This is a genomic window from Rhizobium rosettiformans W3 (assembly GCF_004912135.1).
Classification (GTDB): domain Bacteria; phylum Pseudomonadota; class Alphaproteobacteria; order Rhizobiales; family Rhizobiaceae; genus Allorhizobium; species Allorhizobium rosettiformans.
The window spans coordinates 1-21,600 of sequence record NZ_STGU01000013.1; the positions used below are offsets into that span (position 1 = coordinate 1).

General features: G+C 60.3%; 23 protein-coding genes. 7 read left to right on the forward strand and 16 right to left on the reverse strand.

What is annotated here, in order from left to right:
• Positions 1 to 354 precede the first annotated feature (354 nt).
• The 7 genes from FAA86_RS19310 (at position 355) to FAA86_RS19340 (ending at position 8,359) form a co-directional block, all read left to right on the forward strand.
• A complete protein-coding gene (locus FAA86_RS19310; RefSeq protein ID WP_136542742.1) occupies positions 355 to 1,251 on the forward strand; it encodes a hypothetical protein in 897 nt (298 codons plus the stop codon).
• A 67-nt stretch (positions 1,252 to 1,318) separates the two neighbouring features.
• Positions 1,319 to 1,819, forward strand: a complete 501-nt coding sequence (locus tag FAA86_RS19315; RefSeq protein ID WP_136542743.1) for a hypothetical protein — start codon at positions 1,319 to 1,321, stop codon at positions 1,817 to 1,819.
• The gene (locus FAA86_RS19320) at positions 1,809 to 3,716 is read left to right on the forward strand and encodes an AAA family ATPase (protein WP_136542744.1); all 1,908 of its coding nucleotides are present in this window, start codon (positions 1,809 to 1,811) and stop codon (positions 3,714 to 3,716) included. The genes FAA86_RS19315 and FAA86_RS19320 overlap by 11 nt, the downstream gene beginning before the upstream one ends.
• Complete coding sequence (locus FAA86_RS19325; protein ID WP_136542745.1) at positions 3,703 to 4,476, forward strand: FtsH/Yme1/Tma family ATP-dependent metallopeptidase; 774 nt, start codon at positions 3,703 to 3,705, stop codon at positions 4,474 to 4,476. Before FAA86_RS19320 ends, FAA86_RS19325 begins: the two co-directional genes overlap by 14 nt.
• Positions 4,477 to 4,909: 433 nt before the next feature.
• Complete coding sequence (locus tag FAA86_RS19330) at positions 4,910 to 5,722, forward strand: hypothetical protein (RefSeq protein ID WP_136542746.1); 813 nt, start codon at positions 4,910 to 4,912, stop codon at positions 5,720 to 5,722.
• Between the two features lie 185 nt (positions 5,723 to 5,907).
• Complete coding sequence (locus FAA86_RS19335) at positions 5,908 to 6,246, forward strand: hypothetical protein (RefSeq protein ID WP_136542748.1); 339 nt, start codon at positions 5,908 to 5,910, stop codon at positions 6,244 to 6,246.
• A gap of 184 nt (positions 6,247 to 6,430) precedes the next feature.
• A complete protein-coding gene (locus FAA86_RS19340; RefSeq protein ID WP_136542749.1) occupies positions 6,431 to 8,359 on the forward strand; it encodes a recombinase family protein in 1,929 nt (642 codons plus the stop codon).
• Between the two features lie 113 nt (positions 8,360 to 8,472).
• On the opposite strand, the gene FAA86_RS19345 is transcribed toward FAA86_RS19340, so the two are convergent.
• The 16 genes from FAA86_RS19345 to fabI form a co-directional block, all read right to left on the reverse strand.
• A complete protein-coding gene (locus FAA86_RS19345; protein ID WP_009450478.1) occupies positions 8,473 to 9,441 on the reverse strand; it encodes a calcium/sodium antiporter in 969 nt (322 codons plus the stop codon).
• Positions 9,442 to 9,511: 70 nt separating this feature from the next.
• Positions 9,512 to 10,174, reverse strand: a complete 663-nt coding sequence (locus FAA86_RS19350) for a nitroreductase family protein (protein ID WP_009450479.1) — start codon at positions 10,172 to 10,174, stop codon at positions 9,512 to 9,514.
• 31 nt (positions 10,175 to 10,205) lie between these two features.
• Positions 10,206 to 10,601 carry a CBS domain-containing protein gene (locus tag FAA86_RS19355; RefSeq protein ID WP_009450480.1) on the reverse strand — a complete coding sequence of 132 codons (396 nt, stop codon included), beginning with the start codon at positions 10,599 to 10,601 and terminating at the stop codon, positions 10,206 to 10,208.
• Entirely contained in the window at positions 10,598 to 10,759 is a 162-nt protein-coding gene (locus FAA86_RS24670) for a hypothetical protein (protein ID WP_167495040.1), read from the reverse strand. The genes FAA86_RS19355 and FAA86_RS24670 overlap by 4 nt, the downstream gene beginning before the upstream one ends.
• 4 nt (positions 10,760 to 10,763) lie before the next feature.
• The gene (locus FAA86_RS19360) at positions 10,764 to 11,738 is read right to left on the reverse strand and encodes an FAD:protein FMN transferase (RefSeq protein ID WP_009450481.1); all 975 of its coding nucleotides are present in this window, start codon (positions 11,736 to 11,738) and stop codon (positions 10,764 to 10,766) included.
• A gap of 4 nt (positions 11,739 to 11,742) precedes the next feature.
• Complete coding sequence (nqrF, locus tag FAA86_RS19365) at positions 11,743 to 12,963, reverse strand: NADH:ubiquinone reductase (Na(+)-transporting) subunit F (RefSeq protein WP_009450482.1); 1,221 nt, start codon at positions 12,961 to 12,963, stop codon at positions 11,743 to 11,745.
• Positions 12,960 to 13,562, reverse strand: a complete 603-nt coding sequence (gene nqrE, locus FAA86_RS19370) for an NADH:ubiquinone reductase (Na(+)-transporting) subunit E (protein WP_009450483.1) — start codon at positions 13,560 to 13,562, stop codon at positions 12,960 to 12,962. The genes nqrF and nqrE overlap by 4 nt, the downstream gene beginning before the upstream one ends.
• The gene (locus tag FAA86_RS19375) at positions 13,559 to 14,218 is read right to left on the reverse strand and encodes an NADH:ubiquinone reductase (Na(+)-transporting) subunit D (protein WP_009450484.1); all 660 of its coding nucleotides are present in this window, start codon (positions 14,216 to 14,218) and stop codon (positions 13,559 to 13,561) included. Before FAA86_RS19375 ends, nqrE begins: the two co-directional genes overlap by 4 nt.
• Positions 14,215 to 15,033, reverse strand: a complete 819-nt coding sequence (nqrC, locus tag FAA86_RS19380; RefSeq protein ID WP_009450485.1) for an NADH:ubiquinone reductase (Na(+)-transporting) subunit C — start codon at positions 15,031 to 15,033, stop codon at positions 14,215 to 14,217. The genes FAA86_RS19375 and nqrC overlap by 4 nt, the downstream gene beginning before the upstream one ends.
• The gene (locus FAA86_RS19385; protein WP_009450486.1) at positions 15,026 to 15,832 is read right to left on the reverse strand and encodes an RnfABCDGE type electron transport complex subunit D; all 807 of its coding nucleotides are present in this window, start codon (positions 15,830 to 15,832) and stop codon (positions 15,026 to 15,028) included. Before FAA86_RS19385 ends, nqrC begins: the two co-directional genes overlap by 8 nt.
• On the reverse strand, positions 15,829 to 17,076 hold the full coding sequence (locus FAA86_RS19390; protein WP_009450487.1) for a Na+-translocating NADH-quinone reductase subunit A: 1,248 nt from the start codon (positions 17,074 to 17,076) through the stop codon (positions 15,829 to 15,831). The genes FAA86_RS19385 and FAA86_RS19390 overlap by 4 nt, the downstream gene beginning before the upstream one ends.
• Positions 17,077 to 17,147: 71 nt before the next feature.
• A complete protein-coding gene (locus tag FAA86_RS19395; RefSeq protein ID WP_009450488.1) occupies positions 17,148 to 17,678 on the reverse strand; it encodes a DUF1269 domain-containing protein in 531 nt (176 codons plus the stop codon).
• Positions 17,679 to 17,754: 76 nt separating this feature from the next.
• Complete coding sequence (locus FAA86_RS19400; RefSeq protein ID WP_246035133.1) at positions 17,755 to 18,618, reverse strand: universal stress protein; 864 nt, start codon at positions 18,616 to 18,618, stop codon at positions 17,755 to 17,757.
• A 335-nt stretch (positions 18,619 to 18,953) separates the two neighbouring features.
• Entirely contained in the window at positions 18,954 to 19,541 is a 588-nt protein-coding gene (locus FAA86_RS19405) for an HdeD family acid-resistance protein (RefSeq protein ID WP_009450490.1), read from the reverse strand.
• A gap of 48 nt (positions 19,542 to 19,589) precedes the next feature.
• Complete coding sequence (locus FAA86_RS19410) at positions 19,590 to 20,708, reverse strand: alpha/beta hydrolase (RefSeq protein WP_009450491.1); 1,119 nt, start codon at positions 20,706 to 20,708, stop codon at positions 19,590 to 19,592.
• Between the two features lie 118 nt (positions 20,709 to 20,826).
• On the reverse strand, positions 20,827 to 21,600 hold the full coding sequence (gene fabI / locus FAA86_RS19415; protein WP_136542751.1) for an enoyl-ACP reductase FabI: 774 nt from the start codon (positions 21,598 to 21,600) through the stop codon (positions 20,827 to 20,829).

Below are 21,600 nucleotides of genomic sequence, written 5' to 3' on the forward strand. Positions count from 1 at the left end.
AAAAAAGCTTGGACTATATGAGTCCAGGCAACCGCATCTTCAGTTAACCATGTTTTCAGAAGTAAATCGGCCAGAGATTGCCAATGTTACTCCTCCTGATCTATAGGTACCCGGCGTGGCGAGCGAATGTCACGCAAAGGCGGCTCCCACCAGTGCTGGTAACACCGGTGAGAGCCTAACCCTCAACCTTGTCGTGAAAGGCCTTGGGCTATCATGTGTAATATTCAAATCGTGCTGACGGGCAAGCCCCGTATTGAATCTCCTGAACTCCTGTCTGAATCCGGCGTCGCGGCATCTACGCCCCTCGACATAACGCCCATCGCTATCCGCGGTTGATCAGACAGGACACCATCCATGCACAAAATCCATTTCGGCTCATCCGCCGACACGCACCCGCATGTCTTAACGACAGCGCCCGAAGCTGTTGCCAAGCTGATCGAGCAGGCCATTGCTGCAACGATGCCACCCGAGATAGCCCGATCCGCGGTTGAAGGTGATGCTGAGAGCCTGGCATGTTTAGGACGAAGTATCGCTGTCCAGGAAGGACATCTGCTAGAAGCTGTCATCATAGCCCTTGCCTCGACGCATCCCTCGAGGGTGACACTGACCGACCTCCGCCTACCGGTCCTTCCCGCTGCGGTCGAGGTCATCAAGCGCAATCGTCGCAAGCTCTATGAAGGAATAAGCTTTGAGGCGCATTCCAACCCCTCCGCAGGAACGTACCATCCCGACTTAGTCGTCGTTGACGCCACTGGCCGCTGCGCGGTCATCATCGACGTGAAGCGGAGCCTATCTGGTTACCTCGGCGGGAGCAAACTGCTGGAACTACAGCAGCGAATGACGGCCTCCGGATTGGTGTTGCCCGATGTACTCTGGCGCGACCATCAAAGGCTGGCTGTCGAGACCGTCGGTACAGCCATCATTGACGGATCGAAGACATCGACGGATGTATCAGATGGCGTTTGGCCGTTGTCTCGCCTCGATGACCTGCTGCAGATAGAGGGTGCGTCGCAGCTGGCTATTGAAAGCATGGAGGCCTTCCGCTGCGGCCTACGTAAGCAGTGGCAAGCGGCAATCGCAGAGGCAACAGCCAAGTCAGCGTGCCCTTCGGAGGGTGCAGTGGCACCAACTAAAGCACACCCCTCCCAGCAGCGCATCGCGGAGATGCCCGCAAGACGACGTGGCCGTCCCCCGAAAGCTCGGCCGTCAATTCAGGTCGGCTTGCTCGGGCCCGGACTGCGACCGCACTAAGCGGCACACATCAATTTTCATCCTATCAGATTTGCCGGACGCGATCCGGCCACGGAAGAGCTTTGCCATGATTTACCCAGTGATTATTTTCAACGTGTACCGCTTACGTCGCCAATTCGGCACGCTGAGGCTTCGCTGCGCGAGCCGACCTAGCAGCTTACTTCGACCGCGCTCAGCCCAGGACACGAACGCGGCGCTATCCAACGACACCACCGCGCTCGTCACGGCACTCGTGCTCAGGATAGCCAGACGGCGCGGGCGCTCACTCATCGCGCTGCCGGGCACAGTCCGTGACGCCCTGTGCGACTTGGTAGCGCAGAACGACCCCACTGCACGCTTGCTGTTCCAGTGGCTTGATCGTGAGCCGGACACCGACGAGGCGATCTTCGAGGCGGCGCGCCTACCTGATAGATGGCGCGGCAAGTCGCACATGGGGAGCAGACCTACACGCGTCTATCGCCATCACCGTTTCTGGCAGCCAGATAGTCCGCGTCTCGCCGAGCTTGACCGTCGTCGGCTATTGCAGCTGCAGTCGCTCCTGGAAGAGGAGATGCGTCATGACCGTTGATCGTCTAAAGCGCTACTTTCTAGGCCGCCTCTACCGCCGGTCGCTGCGGATCGCATATCGGGCGGCAGTTGCGGCCGATATCCTGCGCGCGCACCAGCGCGCCATCGGGATATATACAGTTACGACATATGCGCCTGGGGCAAGGGCTGTGCCATTGACCGGAGCTATCGCTGCAGACCGACGCACTCTGCTTCGGGTTCTATCAAGCAATGCATTGCTGCCTGTCTTGCCACCGGTGACAGTCCGAAGACATGACATCGACCTAATCATCGAGGATATCGTCGGCGACATCGACGCATCTGTGACCGGCGCTGAGACTGAGGCGACTCCCGCGGAAGCCGTAGAACGGCCGCTACTCCACGACGATCGTGGAGATCATGGTCAATACCTAAAGCAGCTTGCCAGCCTCTTGCGAGCAGTAGCACATCCGCCAGCAATCACCGAGACGGTCATTGTCCTCAGCATCATCGAAGCTGTGCGGCGATCACATCTGACAGCTGCAAAAGTCCTTGAGATCCTGTCCAAACCGGCACCAGTCTTGTTGCTGCGAGTGCCCATCCGCGGATTTGAACAAGCGCTTGGGCTCATGATCGAGCATGGCTTCATTGGGCCCGCCATGCGGCTGCGGGACGGCGGAGGCGGATACTCGCTGAGCAGGCGTGTGTATTCGGGGCAGGAGCCATACGACTCGCGCACCATTGTAACGTTTCGGAATGGTGACCTAACACATGAGAACTCCGAGAAACGGCGTGTGCTCCTGTCAAAAGCACTTTCGACTGGCCGCCCCATCCTGGTGGCTGCCGAGGATGACGAACCCTGGCCTGATCGCGTGACATCAAGCGCGGATCTGATCCTCGATGCCCCACAGTTAGATTGGCAACTGCTGACCCATGCAATCGAGATTGCAACGGGCCACTTACGCGCCAAAGTCGACGAAGCCGCACGTGAATATACCATAGAGTTGGCGCGTCTCGGTCTGGACGATCTCGCACTTGCGATCAAGCCCGGACGGACCATTTGCAGTATCCTAAGTCGTCTTGAGACTTTTGCGCGTGAGCAAGCGGACGTCCGGGGCGATGAAGAGGGAGCTGGAAGCGCCAAGCAGACTGCTGCTAGCGGGGAGCGAAGCCGTACCTTGAGCAATTCAGAACGCGGCCGCCGTGCCGACAAAACGCTGTCGATTGACATCATCCAGCCAGCACAACGGCCAGCAAAGGTAAACGGCAAAGGAGCCGCACCGCATCTCTGCATCGAGCAACTCGCAGGTTACGGCGAGGCACGCCAGTGGGCACTCGATCTCAAAACAGATCTTGCCATCTGGCGTGCCAAAAAGCTGGCGTGGGCCGATATGAGCACCAAGCTCCTGCTAAGCGGTCCGCCTGGGACCGGCAAAACGACGTTTGCTCGTGCCCTGTGCAACTCGCTTGAGATCCCACTGATCGCGACGTCCGTCGGCCAATGGCTAGAACCCGGATACCTGGGTGACGTGCTTAAACGCATGACCGCTTTTTTCGATCTAGCCAGAGAGCACACGCCGGTGATCCTATTCGTTGACGAGATCGACGGGATTGGTCGACGAGACAGCGGTTCAGGGCGCAGCTACGATGACTATTGGATCACAGTCATTAACAGGATGCTGGAACTCCTCGACGGCGCGGTGAGGTCAGAAGGTATCGTAATGGTCGGAGCAACCAACAGACCGTCGGTGATTGACCCGGCAATCCGCCGGTCAGGGCGACTGGAGCGGCATATAGAGATCCCGCCTCCCGACATCGATGCGCTGGAGGGCATCATCCGCCATCACCTGGGGCCAGATCTCAACGGGGTACTGGCGAGTGCACGCATAACCAACCCAAAGCTCAGTAATCAGTCGGGAGCTGACCATGCTACACGTTGACCGAACAGCGAACGACAAGCGCTCCTCCCAACGCAAAGATCGGCAGGCAGCAGCCCTAAAACATCTTGCTCTCGCCGCCCAGGGGATGACAGGCGCTGATATCGCGCGTCTGATCCGCGACGCACGCGGGATTGCTCGTCGCGCAAGACGCAAACTGCGTTACGGCGATGTTTTGGAGGTGCTAGACCAGCAGATTGGGTCAGTGCCGTCAGATGTAAGATGGCAAATCTCGGTGCATGAGGCGGGTCACGCACTTGTCTTCACGTCGCTGGGCATTGCAGAGGTCCAATCGGTATCCACTGGACGTGGCGATGGCGGTGCCACATCGGTGCGATGGCCTGAGGTGATGCCCCAGACAGAGAACGGCGTGATGCAGGTGATGACTTGCTATCTTGCAGGACGTGCGGCCGAGAGCCTCATCTTTAATGAGACGCTGATCGGTCACGGCGGCTCCGATGGCAGCGACCTTGAGATTGCGACCACAAACGCGGTTCGTCTTGAGACAGTGCTCGGATGCTCCGGGGATTTGCCACTCCTGTACATGCCGAGCGAACGCCCACCGCACGACCTTCGCTACGATCGGGGGCTGGCAGTGCGGGTCAACAAACGTCTCGAACAAGCACTCGGTACGGCGGTGTCCATAGTCACCCAGCATCAAGAAGCGTTGCTCCGACTGGCCCGGGAGCTGGATCAACGGCGTTACCTAGACGGCGCGACGGTCCGCGAGATCCTAGCGCTTGATCTGGGCAGATCCGGATAAACGGCGTTAGCCGCCTCCCCCGGGCGAATGGTCTAAGTTCGTCCGGGCGGCGTATTGCGGCGTTTCACATTGGGAAGGATGCGGGTCAGTACATCTCGGTATGCTGGCAAAGCCGTATACCAGCAGGACAGACCGCGGAACCGGTAAGATGCCTTAAAATACATTGCACATTACCGATTCAGGGTTTGATACCATCGATTCAGACTGCGGCTCAGCCGATTCACATTCGAACGGCGTTTTCACAATTGTGGGGGCTAGATGCCCCCAGGCAGTCGTGGACCGCATGCTCCCTTGACTGGCTATCCTGGCTCACGGTTTCGGCGCTTGCAGCAAACGCCGTGCCAGAGATACCACCATCAGATCCACTCGGTCATTGACGCCGACAAAAAACCGTCTGAGCCTAGGGTCAGGTACAACGCAGTAACTAAAATCCATGACAACTGATAAACGGACGCCCCCATTCACTGAGCCGAATGTGGCCCACTCTTGCCTCCTCGCCAAGCGTCACATCATCAATGATGGCGCACTGAGCCCGTCACTAAAAACATGGGCCGGGCAATCAGCGGCCAGCACCCTGACGCCTGCAATCCACCCGTCCTTCGCCGAGATTGACCCGTCTGTCGAACTCGGTAGCCTCTACGTCAGCCAACCGGTCTTTCACGGTAAAGCCATCGCGATCGATTTGACCCGGGGAATGATCCGAGGGGCAATCGATTCGGTTGCCAGCGATCAACGGCGCTTGAAGCAGATTTGCAAGACTTACGGGTTGAAGCTTCATCACGCCTATATCAAACTGACGGCACGATACGGCGGCGATGAAGTCAGGCTCGACGGCCGAATGGTGCAGCTGCATGCGGAGCTGCCGAGCTTCATCGACATCCATCGGATTGTGCTTCTTGATCGGGGGCGGCTCCTGTTCGAGCGACCATATCAGGAGCAGATTTTCGAGGAGGACTACGGGCATGTCCCGCGCTTGGTCACGTCTATCAATTCTGTCGAGGAGACGGACAGACTGACCCAGGATTGGACCTCAGCAATGATCCGGGCGAACGTTCTCGACGACGCGGAACCTGTCCGTATTCAAGGTTTTTTGTGGCTGCCCTTCCGCGCTGACCGTTATCGACCGTCCGTTTTCAAGGAGTATGATCCGGCGCGATTCTCAGAACTTGAGGCCTGTGCGCTCAGCAGCGATCTGGTTCACGGCAAGGTTGGCAATGTCTTCTACATGCGAGGGCTAGGTGACTGAGATGCTCGACGCACTACCTACACCCCCCACAGACAGTCGGGCTGCCGAGTGGGATCGCCGGGTCTGCGATTTCGGCTCACAAGCGATCTCCGTCTGTCGATCACACTCACTGCCAACGCCGTCTCCGATTCCACATTCGATATCTTCGATTCCGGGACAAACGGCGTTTGCGAGAGGAGGCTGAGATGGCGAGATCACGCACTCAGCGCTTGCGAGACCAGCGAGAGCGCCAGCAGGCTTACCGGGATGAGCAGCGACGGCTCCGGCGACCGGGCCGCGACGACATCGCCCGCGTCGCGCTTCGATGGCTCATCCTCGGAACGGCCAAACTCGCCGAGCGGGAAGGCAATCCCGCGCGCATGAACAAGGTCGAGACCGATATCTTGGAAGCCTTGGTCGAGCAGGGCTTTGACAGGTCTGCCTCGGATGCAGCGCTTGGCGACCTCATCGACAGATACGTCGACGGCAAATGGGATTTCAGGCGCAAGGTTCATCTCAGCACCGGGACCGAAACGGACAGGTAATCGGTACCTTTGGCGGTCACAGGCGATGCGGCAGGCAACTGGCGCATCGCAAACGCCGTCTGCAGTCTAAGTGCCCTATCCCCCCATTACTTCATAAAACGCCGTTTGCACCAGAATCGTGGGAAGCGGGCCCCTTGTGGCAGTAGGTGCCATTCACTAACTGGCGAGGATCATTGGGGGTACCATGACCGCAAAAAACGCCAAAACCGCTATTATCTACGCACGCTACTCGACGGATCGACAGACAGATGTGTCCATCGAGACCCAGGTCGAACTGTGTCAAAACTTCATCGCAGACCGTGGGTGGCAGTTGCTCGACACTTACTCTGACAGAGCGATCAGCGGCTCCAACTATCTGACCAGACCGGGCATCCAGCGCGTTCTGAACCGCATCAAGAGTAGCAAAGTGGATGTCGTTCTGTGCGTTACTGTCGACCGTGTCTCCCGCGACGCTGAGCACGGCAATGGATTCCTCAAGCGCCTTCGCTACAACAGCACCGAACTTTGGACGGTGCACGGCGGCTCTTCAGTCACCGACATTGAGATGGGCCTTCGCGCGACGCTGAGCCAGGAACTTGTCGAGCAAATTCGGTATAGGACGCGGGAGGGCATGAAGACCGCGGTCCGCCGAGGCAAGGCAACGACATGTCTTGCCTATGGGTACCGGATCAAACTCGAATATGATGCGCACGGAGAGCGCATTCCGGGTCTTCGCGAAGTCGACCCTGTACAAGCCGAGGTCGTACAGGAGATTTTCAGTTTATATGCCGACGGCGTATCTCCGAGTGCTATCGCAGTCGAACTGAACCGTAGAGGCATTCCGGGCCCGCGCGCGGCTGCGTGGCGTGACACCGCGATCCGTGGCCATGTGGACCGCGGGACCGGCATCCTGAACAATGAGCTCTACCTCGGCAGGGCTATATGGAACCGCCGCGAGTATCGTAAGAATCCGGACACGGAACGCAGGATCGCTCGCCATAACGATAGCGACGATTGGGTCGTAGACGAACGCCCGGAACTGCGCATTATCCCCGACGATCTTTGGTCCGCCGTCAAGCGGCGGCAGTTAGGCGTCCGCGGCGAGTTTGAACGGACACTCTCTAATCCCCTAAACCGCACTCACCGTCCGAGCTATCTCCTGAGTGGACTGCTCGAATGTGCCGAGTGCGGCGGACCTTATGCCGTCATGGCTACAGGTCGGTATGGCTGTACCAACCATAAAAAGAAGATCCCCCTGGATGTTCTTGGCGGAGCCTGTTGCAGCAATCACAAGACGATCCTCCGCAGGGAACTCGAGGACCGTATCCTCACATCCATCCCTGCCGCTTTAGTACACATGGACGTGTTTCGCCGGACCGTGGACAAGGTCCTGCAAAGTGAACTCGCGGAGCAGAAGACTGCAGCCCATCAAACCCAGGACATCGCCGCCGCTCTCGAGCGCAACAGGCGCGAGCAAGAAGGCATCGTCGCCCAGATGTCTCAACGAGCGGCTGAAGGCCGACGGCCCAACGCTGCCTTAGACGACCGGCTCGACAGGCTCGACGACGAACGGGAAGCACTGGAGCGGCAGCTGGCAAGCGCGCCATCGATGGATAAGCCCGTCAGCGATGCAGAACGCCTTGCAGCTCTACGCGACGAGATCAACGAAGACACAGTCCGCACCGTGATACACGCCATGCTTTACATGATGCGCGATCACGCTGATCCCCAGACCAAGCAGCCGCTGATCGGCATCATCCGCCAGCTCATACAGAAAGTCGTCATTGCCAGTACACCGGGCCGTCAACCGCCGGCGCTGGAGGTGCATGGCCGCATCGCATCCATCCTGGCCGCCATGGAGACCGCGCAAATCATGGAAGCAAAGTTCAAGGCAATGGTGGATCAGGATGTGCTGGCGCGTCAGCTGTCCGGGGAACTCGACACGGAGGACAAAAAACAAAAGCTCCTCGCGGGTTACGCAGAGGAGCTTTCAAGGAAGCGACTTGAATGGCAGCAGATTCAAGTCTCAGTGGTTGCGGGGGCAGGATCTAATCTTTACTTGCTGCCCGAGCAAGTAAAGATGGTTGCGGGGACGGGCAGCCATCATAACTTGCTCTTCGAAACAGCTGCATAACCTACTCGTGGGTGACCTATTGCGCGCTGTATCCGTCAATTTTTCGAACGGAAGCGACAACCTTCGCGGAGCAAATCGATGCGTCCAGTTTCATTACCCTGCCTGCGCCAGAGTTAAGTCCGAGCGAGCATAAGGTAGGCGAAGTAAGCTATGTAGCAACCGACAAATGCTGCCCCTTCGGCCCGCGACAGAGTTCTGCCCGTGAGGAAGGCTGGAACGCAAAGCACAGTTGCCGCAGCCATAACAGGAATGTCGACGGCGATGAGCGTTCTTTCCACGGTGATCGCTTCGCTCGGAACCAGCATCGTCAGCCCAAGAATGACTGCAATATTATAGACACTGCTGCCCAAAAGATTGCCTACCGCGATCTCGCGCTCATTGCGTACGGTCGAGACGATTGTCGTGATCAGTTCAGGGCTCGATGTGCCGATTGCAACTATGGTCAGTCCGATAAGAGCTTCGGAGACCTCCAACCTGCGAGCAAGATCGGAGGATCCCCATACGAGCCAATCCGCGCCTATTGTGATGACCGCAATACCACCAATCATGACGGCGACGTTCAACCATCCGCTCCGCGGAGCGTCGCGCATCGGGCGTGGCAGGACTGGCAACTCTTTGTCGGGTGGCGAACTTCTTAAGCGCGCGCTTCGAACGACCAGGACGATATAGCCGATACCACCAAGCAGGAACACAAGGCCCTCGGCTCTCGACAGATAACCATCAGCTGCAAACACCCAGAACGCCAGTGCGGCGGCTATCATTGCAGGGAGTTCAAGCCCAACGGAGACCGGTTCCAAAACAACGGGCCGAGCGATAGCACATAGTCCAAGGATGAACAGCAGACCGAAGGTGTTGGTGCCGGCGATGTTCCCGACGACCAACCCTCCTTCTCCCGTCAACGCGGCATTGATGCCCACCGCCAGCTCAGGTGTGCTTGTCCCGATCGCAACAAATGTGAGCCCGATGACGAGCGGGGATATGCTCAGCCGGCGCGCGAGCGTCGACCCGCTGCGCACCAGTATATCCGCTCCGCCGACCAAAGCGAGGAGGCCAAGCGCGCACCAGAGAATTGCGGCCGTCAAGGCTTGTGTCTCTGCAGAAGCACCGGATATGCGGCAAGGCCTGCATGCCGCTCTATGACCACGCTCCGGATCAGCCGATTTCGCCTAAGGGCTGGATATATGTCACCGAAAGATGATCCGGGAACTTCAGCGCTGTTTTAATAGCTTCGCGGTCCACCGTACCGAGGAGGCATGTGCCGAGCCCTTCGGCAGCGCAGAACAGATAGACGTTCTGGGCCATGATGGCTGAGTTGACGCGTGCGGCGATAACCAGTTCTTCGGGCGCAGACTTGGCCAGGTCACCGGCGGCAGCGGCAAGTTTCTCGGCATCAGAGACATAGATCAGCACCACGGGCGCCCTGCGTACGAAAGCCGTGGGGCTGACATCCGCGCGAATATCTGTATCGGCCACTTTGTTGAGAGCGTTTGCCACGGGGTCGTAGAGACTGACGCCATCTTCCAGCGCGACGTAGATATCGACGTTCTTCGCACCGTGCCAGGCGGGCGCTGTGCGTCCATCACCGTCCGCGCGGTTGACACCATTGGCCGCCCACAGTGCTTCGAGCACCTTTTCGCGCGCAACGTCACCACGCCCGAAGCGCTTGGTAGAGCGGCGCTGTTTCAGGGCTTCCTGCACGGAGACGGTTGCAGCGCCGCCGGAGGCCACCTGCGCATTGGCTGTCCCGACGATACCTGCGGACGCTGCCGCACTGGTTCCTGCGAGAAACAATCTTCTGGAGAGCTGTCGTGTCATGATATCGGTCCTTTTCTTTTCCGGGGCTTTGTTATGTCCACTGCCGTGAAAGGGCGTTGAGGACGTCGGTACGGCTGATCTGGCCGACAAGTCGGCCATGGCGGGTGACGGGGAACCGCCGGTACGAGCTTGCGACAAAGCGCTCACACGCTTCGACGATGTCGATACCCGCATCGAGCGTCTCGAGTTCGGTGCTCATATAGTCGGCGACACTGCCACCCCATTGTTTGTAGTAGGAGGCGTTGAGTGCGGCCTTCAGGCAATCGCGTTTGGACAGAACGCCGACGAGATCGCCGGCGCCGTCGATGACGCATGCACCCGACACGCCGTTTTGCATGAGCACGGACACGGCCCGTACTATCTCCATGTCCGGCGTTAGCGTGATCAGGTCCGTGCGCATATGATCGGCGACCGTGTCGAGTTTCATGTCCCGCTTCCTTCGGATCGTTCGCAAGCATGGCATTTGCCGCCGCAGGCCGCGCCGCCGCACGATCCCTTGAGCGGTGCGCGGCCGGCAAAAAGGCCGGCGGCCAGCGCGAGCATGGCAAGCCCGGTCAGAAGAACAGCGGCGAAAATGGTCTGCATGGCTTTATGCCCTCCCCTGGTCGATGAACAACCTGTTGGCTCTGGCCTTAAGACCTCCCGCCTCGCGAAGCAGATAAAGCGCGGGCAGACGGTTGGCGGAGGCGAATGCAAGGCCGCCTTCAGGACCCATTACCAGAAGGGCGGTCGCAAACGCGTCGGCCTCCAGCGCTGTCGGGGCCAGAACGGAAACCGAGGCGACGCTGTTGCGAACCGGCTCTCCGGTTGCGGGATCGATCGTATGACTGTAGCGGCGGCCCGCGATCTCATAGGCATTGATCGCATCGCCCGAGGTCGCCATCGCCACGCCTGTCAGGGGAAGCGTCGTGTGGACACCGGTGCGAAGCGGGTCCGCAATGCCGACGCGCCATGGACGGCCGTCAGGGCGCGCACCGAAACCATAGACTTCGCCACCCACCTCGATCAGGAAACTCGGCAGCCCTTGATCTCTCAGGTGTCCTGCAAGCCGGTCGACGGCGTAGCCCTTGGCTATGCCGCACAGATCGAGCGAAAGTTCCGGCTCTGCTTTGGAGAGGCCTTCGGCACTGACGGCAAAAGCGGTGTAGCGACCGGACCGCCCGGCAGCGATCGGCCCGAAACCGTAACGATGGACAGCGGGCCCGACGGCCGGATCGAACGCGCCGCCGGTCAATCGCGCAATCTCGAGTGCCTTGCTAGCAACCGTCCGAAGCGGCTCGGAGGCTGCGAACGGTGTGATTTCCGAACGGCTGTTGAAGCGCGAAAGCTCCGAACCCGCACGAAACGGGCTCATCGAATGATCGATCCCGGCCAGTAAGTGCCGGAGATCCGCGCCAATCTTGCGGGCATCGGCATCGGCCGGAACGGTGACCTGCCATCGTGTGCCGAAAGCGCGCCCGGAGATGCGCGTGAGATCATCGGCACCGGCTCGGGCCAAAGACGGCAAGGACATCAGTCCGGCCAGGGCTCCCAGTCCAAATACGATCTCGCGCCTTGTCGTCATGCTCCTAGATCCCGAAATCGTCATTGAAGATGCTCTCGCTCTCCACACCGCATTCATCGAGCATCGCGTAGATGGCCTCGATCATGAGCGGAGGGCCGCACAGATAATATTCGCAGTCCTCCGGCGCCGGGTGATCCTTCAGATAGGCGCGGAAGACGACATCATGGACAAAGCCTAACTCACCGTCCCAGGGGTCGTTTCTGGCTGGTTCGGAGAGGGCTGGCACCCAGCGGAAGTTCTCATGACGCCGGGCAAGCTCGTCGAATTCGTCGGCGTAGAACAGTTCGCCACGGCTTCGCGCGCCGTACCAGAAGCTGATCTTGCGGCGGCTTCCCTGACGCTCGAGCATGTCCGTTATGATGGCGCGCAAGGGCGCCATGCCGACGCCGCCGCCGATAAACACCATCTCGCGCCCGGTATCCTGCGCCCCGAAGTGACCATACGGGCCCGCCACTTCGATCGGGTCGCCCTCGCGCAGACCGAACAGCCATGACGAGACGATGCCGGGAGGTGCATGCGGTTTGGCTGGCGGTGGCGTGGCCAGACGGATGTTGAGCACGATCATGCCGACATCCTTGGGTCGGCTGGCAACCGAATAGGCGCGAGAGACGGGCTGAGGGCTTTGCGACGAGAGCTTGTCAATTCCGAGTTTTTTCCATTCGGCGGCATGCTGCGGTTCAAGCGCGATGCCGGAGAAGTCGAGACGATAGGCCGGTGCGGTGACCTGCACGAAATTGCCCGCACGAAAGTCGAATTCCGCGCCCTCCGGCAAGGCGAGCACGATTTCCTTGATCAAAGGCGTGACACTGCGCGACGATGCCACGCGGCAGTTCATCGTGGTGATGCCGAGCACCTCGTCCGGGACGGTGACGGCGAGGTCGTTTCGCACCACGATCTGGCAGGCGAGCCGCATTCCAGCCCGAACGTCGGCAGGAGAAAGCCGGGCGCGTTCCGTCGGCAACGGCTCTCCCGTACCCGTGACGCCGCTGACGCGGCACAGGCCGCACGTTCCCGCGCCGGCGCAGCCCGAGGGCACGGCGATGCCGTTGGAATTCAAAATATCGAGAAGCTTGAAATTCGCCAGAGCGCCAATCTCACGCCCGCCGTTAACGGTGACCGCCACGGGTCGCGACGGCAGCAGATACTCCCGAACCTTATGGACAACGGCTGCCAGCGCGACGAGCAGCAAGGAAATGAAGCCGATGCCGAGCAGGATCTCCGTCATAGCACGCGCACTCCCACAAAGGCGGAGAACGCCATGGACAGGAGACCGGTGACGATGAAAGCAATGCCGAGGCCCTGCAATCCTTCGGGGACATTGGCATAGCGCAGCCTCTCGCGGATCGCCGCGAGCGCGACGATGGCCAGCGCCCAGCCGATCCCGGTGCCGATCCCATAGACCGTGCTTTCAGTGAGATCATATTGCCGCTCGACCATGAACAGACTGCCGCCGATAATGGCGCAGTTGATGGCGAGCAGCGGCAGGTAGATGCCAAGCGCGCCGTAGAGGGCGGGCACGTAACGATCGAGCAGCATCTCGATGATCTGCACCATCGCCGCGACGATGCCGATGAAGGTGATCAGCCGCATGAAACCGAGATCGACATCCGGCAGCCCCATCCACGCGAGCGCCCCGGCACTCAGGATATAGGCGTGCAGCAGGTAGTTCACCGGCACGCTGAGCGATTGCACGACGATCATCGCAACACCCACGCCGAAGGCTGTTTCCACGCGCTTGGAGACGGCGAGGAAGGTGCACATGCCGAGGAAGAAGGACAGCGCGAGGTTTTCTTCGAAAATGGAGCGCTGGAACAGTTCGATCATGTCTCAGTCGTCCTTTGCTGCTCGCGCAACTCGAATTCAGGCGCTTCCCTCTGGCCCCGGCGCAGGCTGCGAACAGCCCAGACCAGAAGGCCAAGGATGATGAATGCGCTCGGCGCGAGCAGCATAAGACGGAGTGGCTGGTACCAGCCACCGTCGGCCACGAGTGGCAGCAGGCCGACGCCGAACAGGCTTCCGGCGCCGAACAACTCGCGGATGGCGGCGACAGTGAGCAGCACCAGGCTGTAGCCGAGTGCATTGCCGACGCCATCCACGATGCTGGGAACGACCGGATTGTGCAGCGCATAGGCTTCGGTGCGCCCGAGCACGATGCAGTTCGTGGCAATCAACGAGACAAACACCGTCAGCCGCTGGCTCATCTCATAGGCAAAAGCCTGCAACATCTGGTCGGCGACGATGACCAGCGAGGCGATGATGGTGATCTGCAGGATGATGCGCACGGAGGACGGGATGTGTCGGCGGATGGCGCTGATGACGCCTGCCGACAGGCCGAGCACGACGGTCAGGGCGATCGACATGGTGAGAGCGGTGGACATCGATGTCGTGACCGCCAGTGCCGAGCAGATGCCGAGGATATGGACGGTGACGGGGTTCTTGTCGATGAGCGGATCTGTCAGGTTGCGGAAAGGGATAGTCATTCGATCTCGCCTTTCTTCAGCCTGTCGAGAAACGGCCCGAAGCCGTGCTCGCCCATCCAGAATTCGAGCATGTCCGAGATCGCATAGCTCGTGACGCTGGCGCCGGAGATGCCGTCGACTTCATTGGGGCCGCTGGCATTGCCGCGCACCACGGAAATGGCGAAATCGCCATCGTCGAAGATGCGCTTGCCTGCCCATTGCGCCTGCCAACCGTCCTCGGCGACGCGGGCGCCGAGGCCGGGCGTCTCACCCTGCTCATAAACCGTGAAGGCGGCAACGGTGTCGAGATCGGCCTCCAGCGCCAGATAGGCCCGGATGGTCGACTGGTAGCCGGCGCCGCGGACCGGAAGCACAACGAGCGCCAGTTCCTCGCCGCGGCGCAGAAGATAGACAAGCGCGTGGTTTTCGCGGCGGCTGAGACCAGCGAGGTCGTCAGCGCGCGGCAGGGCCGAACTTCGCTCTGCGTCCGCCGCCGCCGCTCGTTGATCGAAGCTTCCCGGATCGACATCGGCGGCGACCGTTCCGCTTGCGAGGTCGATGACGAGCGTTTCGACGCCGCTTGCGCCAGATTCCTTCAATATCTCCCCGATGCCCGGAACGTTTTCCAGCATCTGCACCATGCGGCCCTGTTGCTGGGCGACGATATTGGCCTGCTGGATCGGCCGCAGGACGACCGCTGCGATGGAGACGGTAAAGCCGCAGCCAATGGCCACCAGAAGCGACATGCCGATCGTCTTGACGCCATCGGTGTTCGGACGGTTCAGAAAGCGGCGCCACATGCCCGGGCGCGGGCTGGGAGGACGAGCGTCAGCCATGTCGCCTTGCCCTCCGCCTTACATGGATCGCCACGACCACGTAATCGATCAATGGTGCGAAAATGCTGCTCATCAGGATCGCGAAGATCGCGGCTCCAAAAGTCGATCCGGCCTGCGAGAACAGGCCGATGAGCACGCCGGTCAGAATGCCCTGTGCAAAACGACCTGGATTTGTCGTGCAGGAACATACAGGATCTGCCGCCAGAAAGAGGATCGCGCAGCCGATCGCACCCGAAAGCAGGTTGACCGACGGATCGCTTCCCTGCGCCCAAACCATGAGGGCCATCGTGCAGTAGGCCGCAAGCAGCAATCGCCATGACGCCTGGCCGCTGAGGAGCAGGAGAACCAAAGCCGGAAGCAATGCCGCCAGAGGAATGTTTGGCCCGGCTCGATAGTCGATTTCAGTGAAGGAGAACATCACGAAGGCAAGGGCGGCGACGGCAGGATGCACGAAATTGCGCCCGCGCCCACCGAACACCTGTTCGGCGATCACCACGCCGAAGCTGACGCCCAAAGCGAGCTGCCAGAGCGGCGCATCGGCCGGGACAAGAAGGGCGATCAGCGTGGCGGCGACAATACCGTCAAGTCCCGGCCTGAGACCCCGGACACGTGTGAAGACATGCTGCCACGCAAGGGTCAGGCTGACAGAGATCAGCAGCCGCGCTGCGAACTGTTCCGTATCTGCGACAAGCGCGGACACGACCGGGACGATCACGCCGAGCAGCGCGGGCGTGGCGCTGTCGGACAACAAGGTGCGGCCGACGCGGCCCGCCTGCAGGTCATGGAAGAAGGCGATCATATCGCTTCCTCCAACTCATCGAGCGTCGCACGCAACAGGGCGCCATAATCCGTGCCCGACCCGTCGACATGGCTCAGGAGCGCCAGATCCTCTTCCACAAGTTCCAGCGCACCAAGTTTCGCGGCGGTTTCCACATCGCCCGTGCTGATGGCGCGCAGGAACGGCGCGGGCAGGATCCCGCAAGGCGCGGCCCGTTCATGAACGGCATTGGGAATGAGCGGCGCCGGAAATTGCTCGTTGAATGAGGTCAGGTAGCGCATGAGAAAGGAGCGCCGGAGCGGATGCCTGTGTGGGATGGCGGTGGCCTGCACGTCATAACGCCGCAGGAAATGCTCGACCGTTCCGCCGAGCGGAGAGCCCGAAAGCAACTGAACCGAGGGACCGGTGAGCGAGGCGCCGAAAAGATCTTTCAGATTCGCGCCTGCGGGAGCGACAACGAGGCGCGGACTGCACGTCCCCGGTCCGGTCAGCGCAACGACGCGCCGTGTCCATATCCGGCCCGTATCGAGCAGGCATCCCAGCGCGATTACGTCCTGATAGCCGATGTGCCAAACCATCCTGTTTACACCGACAGGATTGAGATGATGGATATGGGTTCCAACCAGACCCGCCGGATGCCTGCCCGCGAAACAGACAGCCTTGACGGCTTCGGGAACGGCCGGGGAGGCATCGGCCCCGTGACAGACGTAAACGGGACCGTCGGTCAGGTGACGCAGCGCCTCCGCGCCGAGACGAAACCATGATTCGAAGCGCCTTATGACGGGGGCCGGATCACCTGCGAGCGGCGCGGTATCGGTGGCTGTTACGAAAATCGCATCAGGAGCCTGCCGGGGATCGGCGAGCCGACCGAATGGCCGGGTGCGAAATGACTGCCAGCAACCGCTTTGGAGCAGGAGCGACTGCATGGTCATGCGATCTGGCCGTGAGGGCCTGTCGAATTCGACGGCGGCTTCGTCCTCGACGTCGATAATAATGGAATCGAGGCTTCTACGCGCGCCGCGCGAGATTGCGCGGATTGTTCCAGCAACAGGGGCTGTAAACGTCAGATGAGGGCGGTGACGATCCGTAAACAGCCGCTCGCCGGCTCGCACGGCTTGTCCGATCGCGACATCGATAACCGGGCGCAGGCGCGGGTAATCTTCTCCCATAAGCGCAACCGAGCGAGCCACGACCGCATCTTCAATCGTGTCTATCGGCTTGCCTTCCCATCGAAGATCGATCCCGCCCCTGATATGTACCTGCAAAAAATACCCCTCCCACGTAAGCGATGCTGGACGTTTCCCTTCCCGATCGGACATCAACCGGGCGTGGCCACCTAGGCGTTGCCTGACCCGGTTACATTTTCGGACAAGGCGATCCTCAGCTTCTCTTCCTGCTCTGGCGACAGGGACGTCTTGAGAACTCGACCACGCAGGCCTTCGAACTCCGCCAGCACCTTTTCCGGCTGGACCTTGCGGACAAGAACGAACAGCGCAGACGAATTGCTTGGAATGGTCTCGCCCAGAGACTTGATGAACGTATCGTCGATGCCATAGTCGGCAAGGGAGCCGGACAAGGCGCCGACACCCGCTCCCGTCAGGCCGCCAATGGCGATGCCGGCAAGCGGATTGAGAAAGAGCAGGCCCACAAGGCCGCCCCAGATCGTTCCCGAGAGAAGGCCCGATGTGGCGCCGAGAGCCGCCAGGTTAAGGCTCTGCTTGAGATGGACCTTGCCTTCGCCGTCACGAACGACGACGACGGCATCTTCCAGATCGACCAGATATTCTTTTCTGAGAGCAGCGAGCTTGAGAAGCACCTTGTCGGCTTCATCAACCGTATCGAAACCGACGACGACCAGATCGGACATGTTTTCTTCTCCTGTGTTGTAATCTCTTTTTGCCGACGGCCTGCGGGGCCCACCCACCCTGTTGGACGATCACGTCTTATCGCGAAAGAAAGATCGGGATTTTCGGATTGGCCAGAATGGTGCGTGTTGCGCTGCCGAAAACGAACTCGGTGATCCGGGACTGCCCATAGGCGCCCATGACCACCAGGTCGGCGCCAACCTCTTCCGCGCGCGACAGGATCAGATCACCGGCATTGCTGCCTTCCAGGCGGTCAAGCGTCACCCTGATCCCATGGCGCGCGAGATGGAGAGAGATATCGCTTCCGGGGTCCTCCCCCAGAAGCCGCGCGACCTTGGGCTCGGGAACAACGACGACGTGGACGGCGCGAGCGGTGGCCAGGAACGCCATCGAATCGGCAATGGCGCGGGCCGCTTCCCGGCTGGCATTCCATCCAACCACGATCGTCTCGGGCACGGCGCCATCGCTTTGCCAGAATGTGGGCAAAAGGATCGAAGGGCGACCGGAGGCGAAGATGATATCCTCCGAGACGGTGAGAGCCGTCTCAGCGCGGTCCGGGTCACGCCCCGTTCCGACGATCGCCAAGGCTGCGTGGCGGGCGTGCAGCATCAGCGCCTCGCCCGTTTCACCGGAACATATGCGAAGCTCGCAATTCACGCCGGTAGCGGACGCTACATCCGAAAGGAGCCCCCGCAGCTGCTCTTCGGCGTCATGCCGGCGCCCTTCGAAGGAGGTTATCATGCTGTTGATCGCCTGCCCTCGGGCGAAGCCATGGGAGGGAGTGGCGATTAAATCTTCCGGCACGAAGGCCACAACGACATGCGCATCCCATGCGCTTGCGAGTGAGACAGCATAATCAATATAAACCCGACAAACAGAAACATCGGCTGTATCGATATAAACGACAATATCTTTTGGCGTCTTCATTCCCCCCCTCGTCACCAAACATCAGCTTTACCCTAATGAACATACTCCGTGAGTCAACAGCTGATGATTGAGAGGGCGAAAATCCTTTTTCTTGTGCCTCACGATTGTGTCAGGGAGTCCGGCGGGCCAGCGTTCAGCCTTACCGTGTGCGGGGACGGTGGGCCGCAGGGTCGTTCTGAGGCGTGATTTCATTCGGGGCTGTGTTTTCCCCTTCCGGCGCGGATCTGGTCTCGTCTGTCTTTTTCAGGGCGCGGCTTGGAGAGAGTTCGTGCTGTTGCATCCGGCGTTTCTTTCGGACCTCCACGGTGAACGGTGTTGTTTGCTTCATTGTCGTTTCCAACCTCCGGTTCTTATTCGTGATTGCGGTCGATCCTGAGGGACCGTCGCAGCGCGAGCGCCAATGCGCTCAGGGCACAGCCGGTCACCATGACGTCGATCGCCAGCAGTGCGCCGATGATCCACAAACTGTTGACCGGCCAGCCCGCAAGGATGACAAGTGCAACAAGCACCGTCGCGGCGCCGGCCGCCGCGAGCCATAGCCAACCGGAAGCCGGGCGGATCGCCAGACCGGCGGCAGTCCTGACAATGCCTGCGACGAGCATGCTGAGAGCCATCAGTAGTGTCAGGAAAGTGGATGCCAGGACCGGGTTCCAGAATGTCATCACACCGGCCGCGACATAAAGCACACCGACAACGAGCAAACCGACAGTTTGGCCCCATCGCTTCATCTGAAATGCGAAGACGATATGCGCCGCACCCGCCAGTAGCATCGTGACACCGACAAAGAGGACGGAAACGACCGTGGCCAGCAACAGGTTGGAGAGGGCGACAAGAGCTATCAACACGAGCACGATGCCGGCGACCAGCAGCCATCGCCATCGCGATCGCAACAGTTGCAGGTCGGCGGCGTCGAGGCTTGCGGTGTAATTGAATATCATAAGTATTCTCCTGCGATAGTTGCGTGAAGAAAGCTGCTTCGCGTCGTGTCAGTTTCCGCCGACGATCTTGCCGGCAAGGACAAACGGGCTGGAAAGGACCGCGCCAGCCGAATTGAATACAAACGCTCCGGCTTGCCTGAGATTTCGGGGGTCGCTCGTTCCATCCCGGCCCGAAAGCTTCGGATAGTAGGCAGCGAGACCGACGAAACGATTGTGGCGGAAGCTGTCTGAGGCCTCGATATCCGATATATCGATCACCTGCACATTCGCCCTGCGCGCCGCCTCCTCGATTTTCGGATCCGTCACGTCAATCCTGCCCAGGCGCTGACGTTCTGTGGATAGAAATTCCGAGACCTTCAGCGCCCTGTCATCCTTGGAAACAAGGATTGTCATCGGCGGGTTCAGTGTCCCGATCGTCGCAAGCTGTGCCTGGAACACGTCGACATCGATATCGGGCGCCGCAAGCACGACCTGCAGTCGACGGATCGCCGCGTCCTTGCCGGTAAGCCGCAGTTGGCGCACGGCTTCCGTCGTCAGCCATCCCCCCATGCTGTGGCCGACGAGCGTGATGGGACCCTGGGTCTGTTTGCGCGCCAGGGTGCTGAGCAGATCCGCCAACTGGTCCCGCGAGAACGTCACCGCGTCCTTGTCGGCGACGTAGCCGCTCAAAGCGCCTTCGGACGGCCAGGCAAACAGGATCGGGGCGGCATCGACGCCGGCGTCAGCTGTCATCTGGGCTATGCGATACACGGCCTCGGTGAAATTGGTGTTGTAGCCATGCACGAACACGCCGACACTCGGCGGTTTGCCGTTGTGTTTACGCGTGACTTCCGCCTCGAATGTCGCCGCGTCGAGAATGTGCTGGTCGACGGTGACAAAATCCGTCTTCGGGTTCGGCTTCGATTTCGGCCATTCGACATTGCCCGTCTTGTGACCTGGCGGGATGGAGACCCTGTAGCGGATATAGCTAACCTCGCGGCTACGACCCGACGTGTAGATACCGTTCTCATCACGCTTGCGCGTGGTCGCCACATAAACCGTCGTGAGCTTGGCCCCCGGAACGGCTTCGGCCCTCTGGGCGAGCAGTTCCGGGCCGGGGCGGCCGGCACAGGCTGCAAGCAGGCTTGTGAGAAGAAGTAGCGTAAGGCGTAGACTGAATTCACGCATTGACTGAACCGATTTCTTACTTATGCATTCGAAGCATCGCGCTCTCGATATGACAGAGTTCACCCTGTCGCCGCGCGAGCGGCGACCCCGACTTAGTTTGCATCAGCCCGCCTTCTGGCTAGGCCGTGATGTGGAAACCGTTGTCGGCGTATACCACCGACCCCGACAGAGGCGTTGCCGCCTCGCTTGCCAGGAATGCGGCGATACGCCCAACCTCAGCGATGCTCACGAGGCGTCGCGATGGTGTTCTCTCACGCACCGTGTCGATGAGCTCATCGAAACGCTCGATTCCGGAAGCTGCCCTGGTGGCGATCGGCCCGGTGGACAGGCAATGGGCGCGGATGTCCTGCGCTGCGAGATCCGCGGCCAGGTAGCGTACGCTTGCTTCCAGCGCGGCCTTCACCGGTCCCATCAGATTGTAGTTGTCGACGACGCGCTCAGCTCCGAAAAAGCTGACGGTTATCAGCGACCCGCCTTCCTTCATCAGCGGGACGGCGAGGCGAGCCATCCGGATGAAGGAATGGCACGATATATCCATGGCCTGGGCAAAGCCTTCGGCCGAGCAGTTGACGATGCTCGTCCGCAAGTCCTCTCGCGGCGCGAAAGCGATCGAGTGAAGCAGAAAATCGAGACCGCCCCATTCAACTCCTATCGTGTCGAACACCGCCTCGAGCTGCCCCTCAATGCGAACGTCGCAGGGCATGAACAGCGACGCGCCCAGGGCATCGGCGACCGGGCGCACGAACGGAACCGCCTTGTCGTTGAGATAGGTGACCGCCAGATCCGCGCCGGCGGCCTTGAACGCGGCTGCACAGCCAGCTGCGATAGAGGAATCGTTGGCGATGCCAACCACGAGGCCACGGTTTCCGAACAGATCGACGATTGCCGCCAT

Coding starts and splice junctions, on each gene's coding strand:
- FAA86_RS19360 (WP_009450481.1), bottom strand. CDS start 11,738: ATGACGACAAGGCGCGAGATCGTATTTGGACTGGGAGCCCTGGCCGGA.
- FAA86_RS19405 (WP_009450490.1), bottom strand. CDS start 19,541: ATGATATTCAATTACACCGCAAGCCTCGACGCCGCCGACCTGCAACTG.
- FAA86_RS19325 (WP_136542745.1), top strand. CDS start 3,703: ATGCTACACGTTGACCGAACAGCGAACGACAAGCGCTCCTCCCAACGC.
- nqrC (WP_009450485.1), bottom strand. CDS start 15,033: ATGGCTGACGCTCGTCCTCCCAGCCCGCGCCCGGGCATGTGGCGCCGC.
- FAA86_RS19315 (WP_136542743.1), top strand. CDS start 1,319: ATGATTTACCCAGTGATTATTTTCAACGTGTACCGCTTACGTCGCCAA.
- FAA86_RS19330 (WP_136542746.1), top strand. CDS start 4,910: ATGACAACTGATAAACGGACGCCCCCATTCACTGAGCCGAATGTGGCC.
- nqrE (WP_009450483.1), bottom strand. CDS start 13,562: ATGATCGAACTGTTCCAGCGCTCCATTTTCGAAGAAAACCTCGCGCTG.
- FAA86_RS19320 (WP_136542744.1), top strand. CDS start 1,809: ATGACCGTTGATCGTCTAAAGCGCTACTTTCTAGGCCGCCTCTACCGC.
- FAA86_RS19335 (WP_136542748.1), top strand. CDS start 5,908: ATGGCGAGATCACGCACTCAGCGCTTGCGAGACCAGCGAGAGCGCCAG.
- FAA86_RS19355 (WP_009450480.1), bottom strand. CDS start 10,601: ATGAAACTCGACACGGTCGCCGATCATATGCGCACGGACCTGATCACG.
- FAA86_RS19385 (WP_009450486.1), bottom strand. CDS start 15,832: ATGATCGCCTTCTTCCATGACCTGCAGGCGGGCCGCGTCGGCCGCACC.
- FAA86_RS19375 (WP_009450484.1), bottom strand. CDS start 14,218: ATGACTATCCCTTTCCGCAACCTGACAGATCCGCTCATCGACAAGAAC.
- nqrF (WP_009450482.1), bottom strand. CDS start 12,963: ATGACGGAGATCCTGCTCGGCATCGGCTTCATTTCCTTGCTGCTCGTC.
- FAA86_RS19350 (WP_009450479.1), bottom strand. CDS start 10,174: ATGACACGACAGCTCTCCAGAAGATTGTTTCTCGCAGGAACCAGTGCG.
- FAA86_RS19395 (WP_009450488.1), bottom strand. CDS start 17,678: ATGTCCGATCTGGTCGTCGTCGGTTTCGATACGGTTGATGAAGCCGAC.
- FAA86_RS19310 (WP_136542742.1), top strand. CDS start 355: ATGCACAAAATCCATTTCGGCTCATCCGCCGACACGCACCCGCATGTC.
- fabI (WP_136542751.1), bottom strand. CDS start 21,600: ATGGCGGCAATCGTCGATCTGTTCGGAAACCGTGGCCTCGTGGTTGGC.
- FAA86_RS19410 (WP_009450491.1), bottom strand. CDS start 20,708: ATGCGTGAATTCAGTCTACGCCTTACGCTACTTCTTCTCACAAGCCTG.
- FAA86_RS24670 (WP_167495040.1), bottom strand. CDS start 10,759: ATGCAGACCATTTTCGCCGCTGTTCTTCTGACCGGGCTTGCCATGCTC.
- FAA86_RS19340 (WP_136542749.1), top strand. CDS start 6,431: ATGACCGCAAAAAACGCCAAAACCGCTATTATCTACGCACGCTACTCG.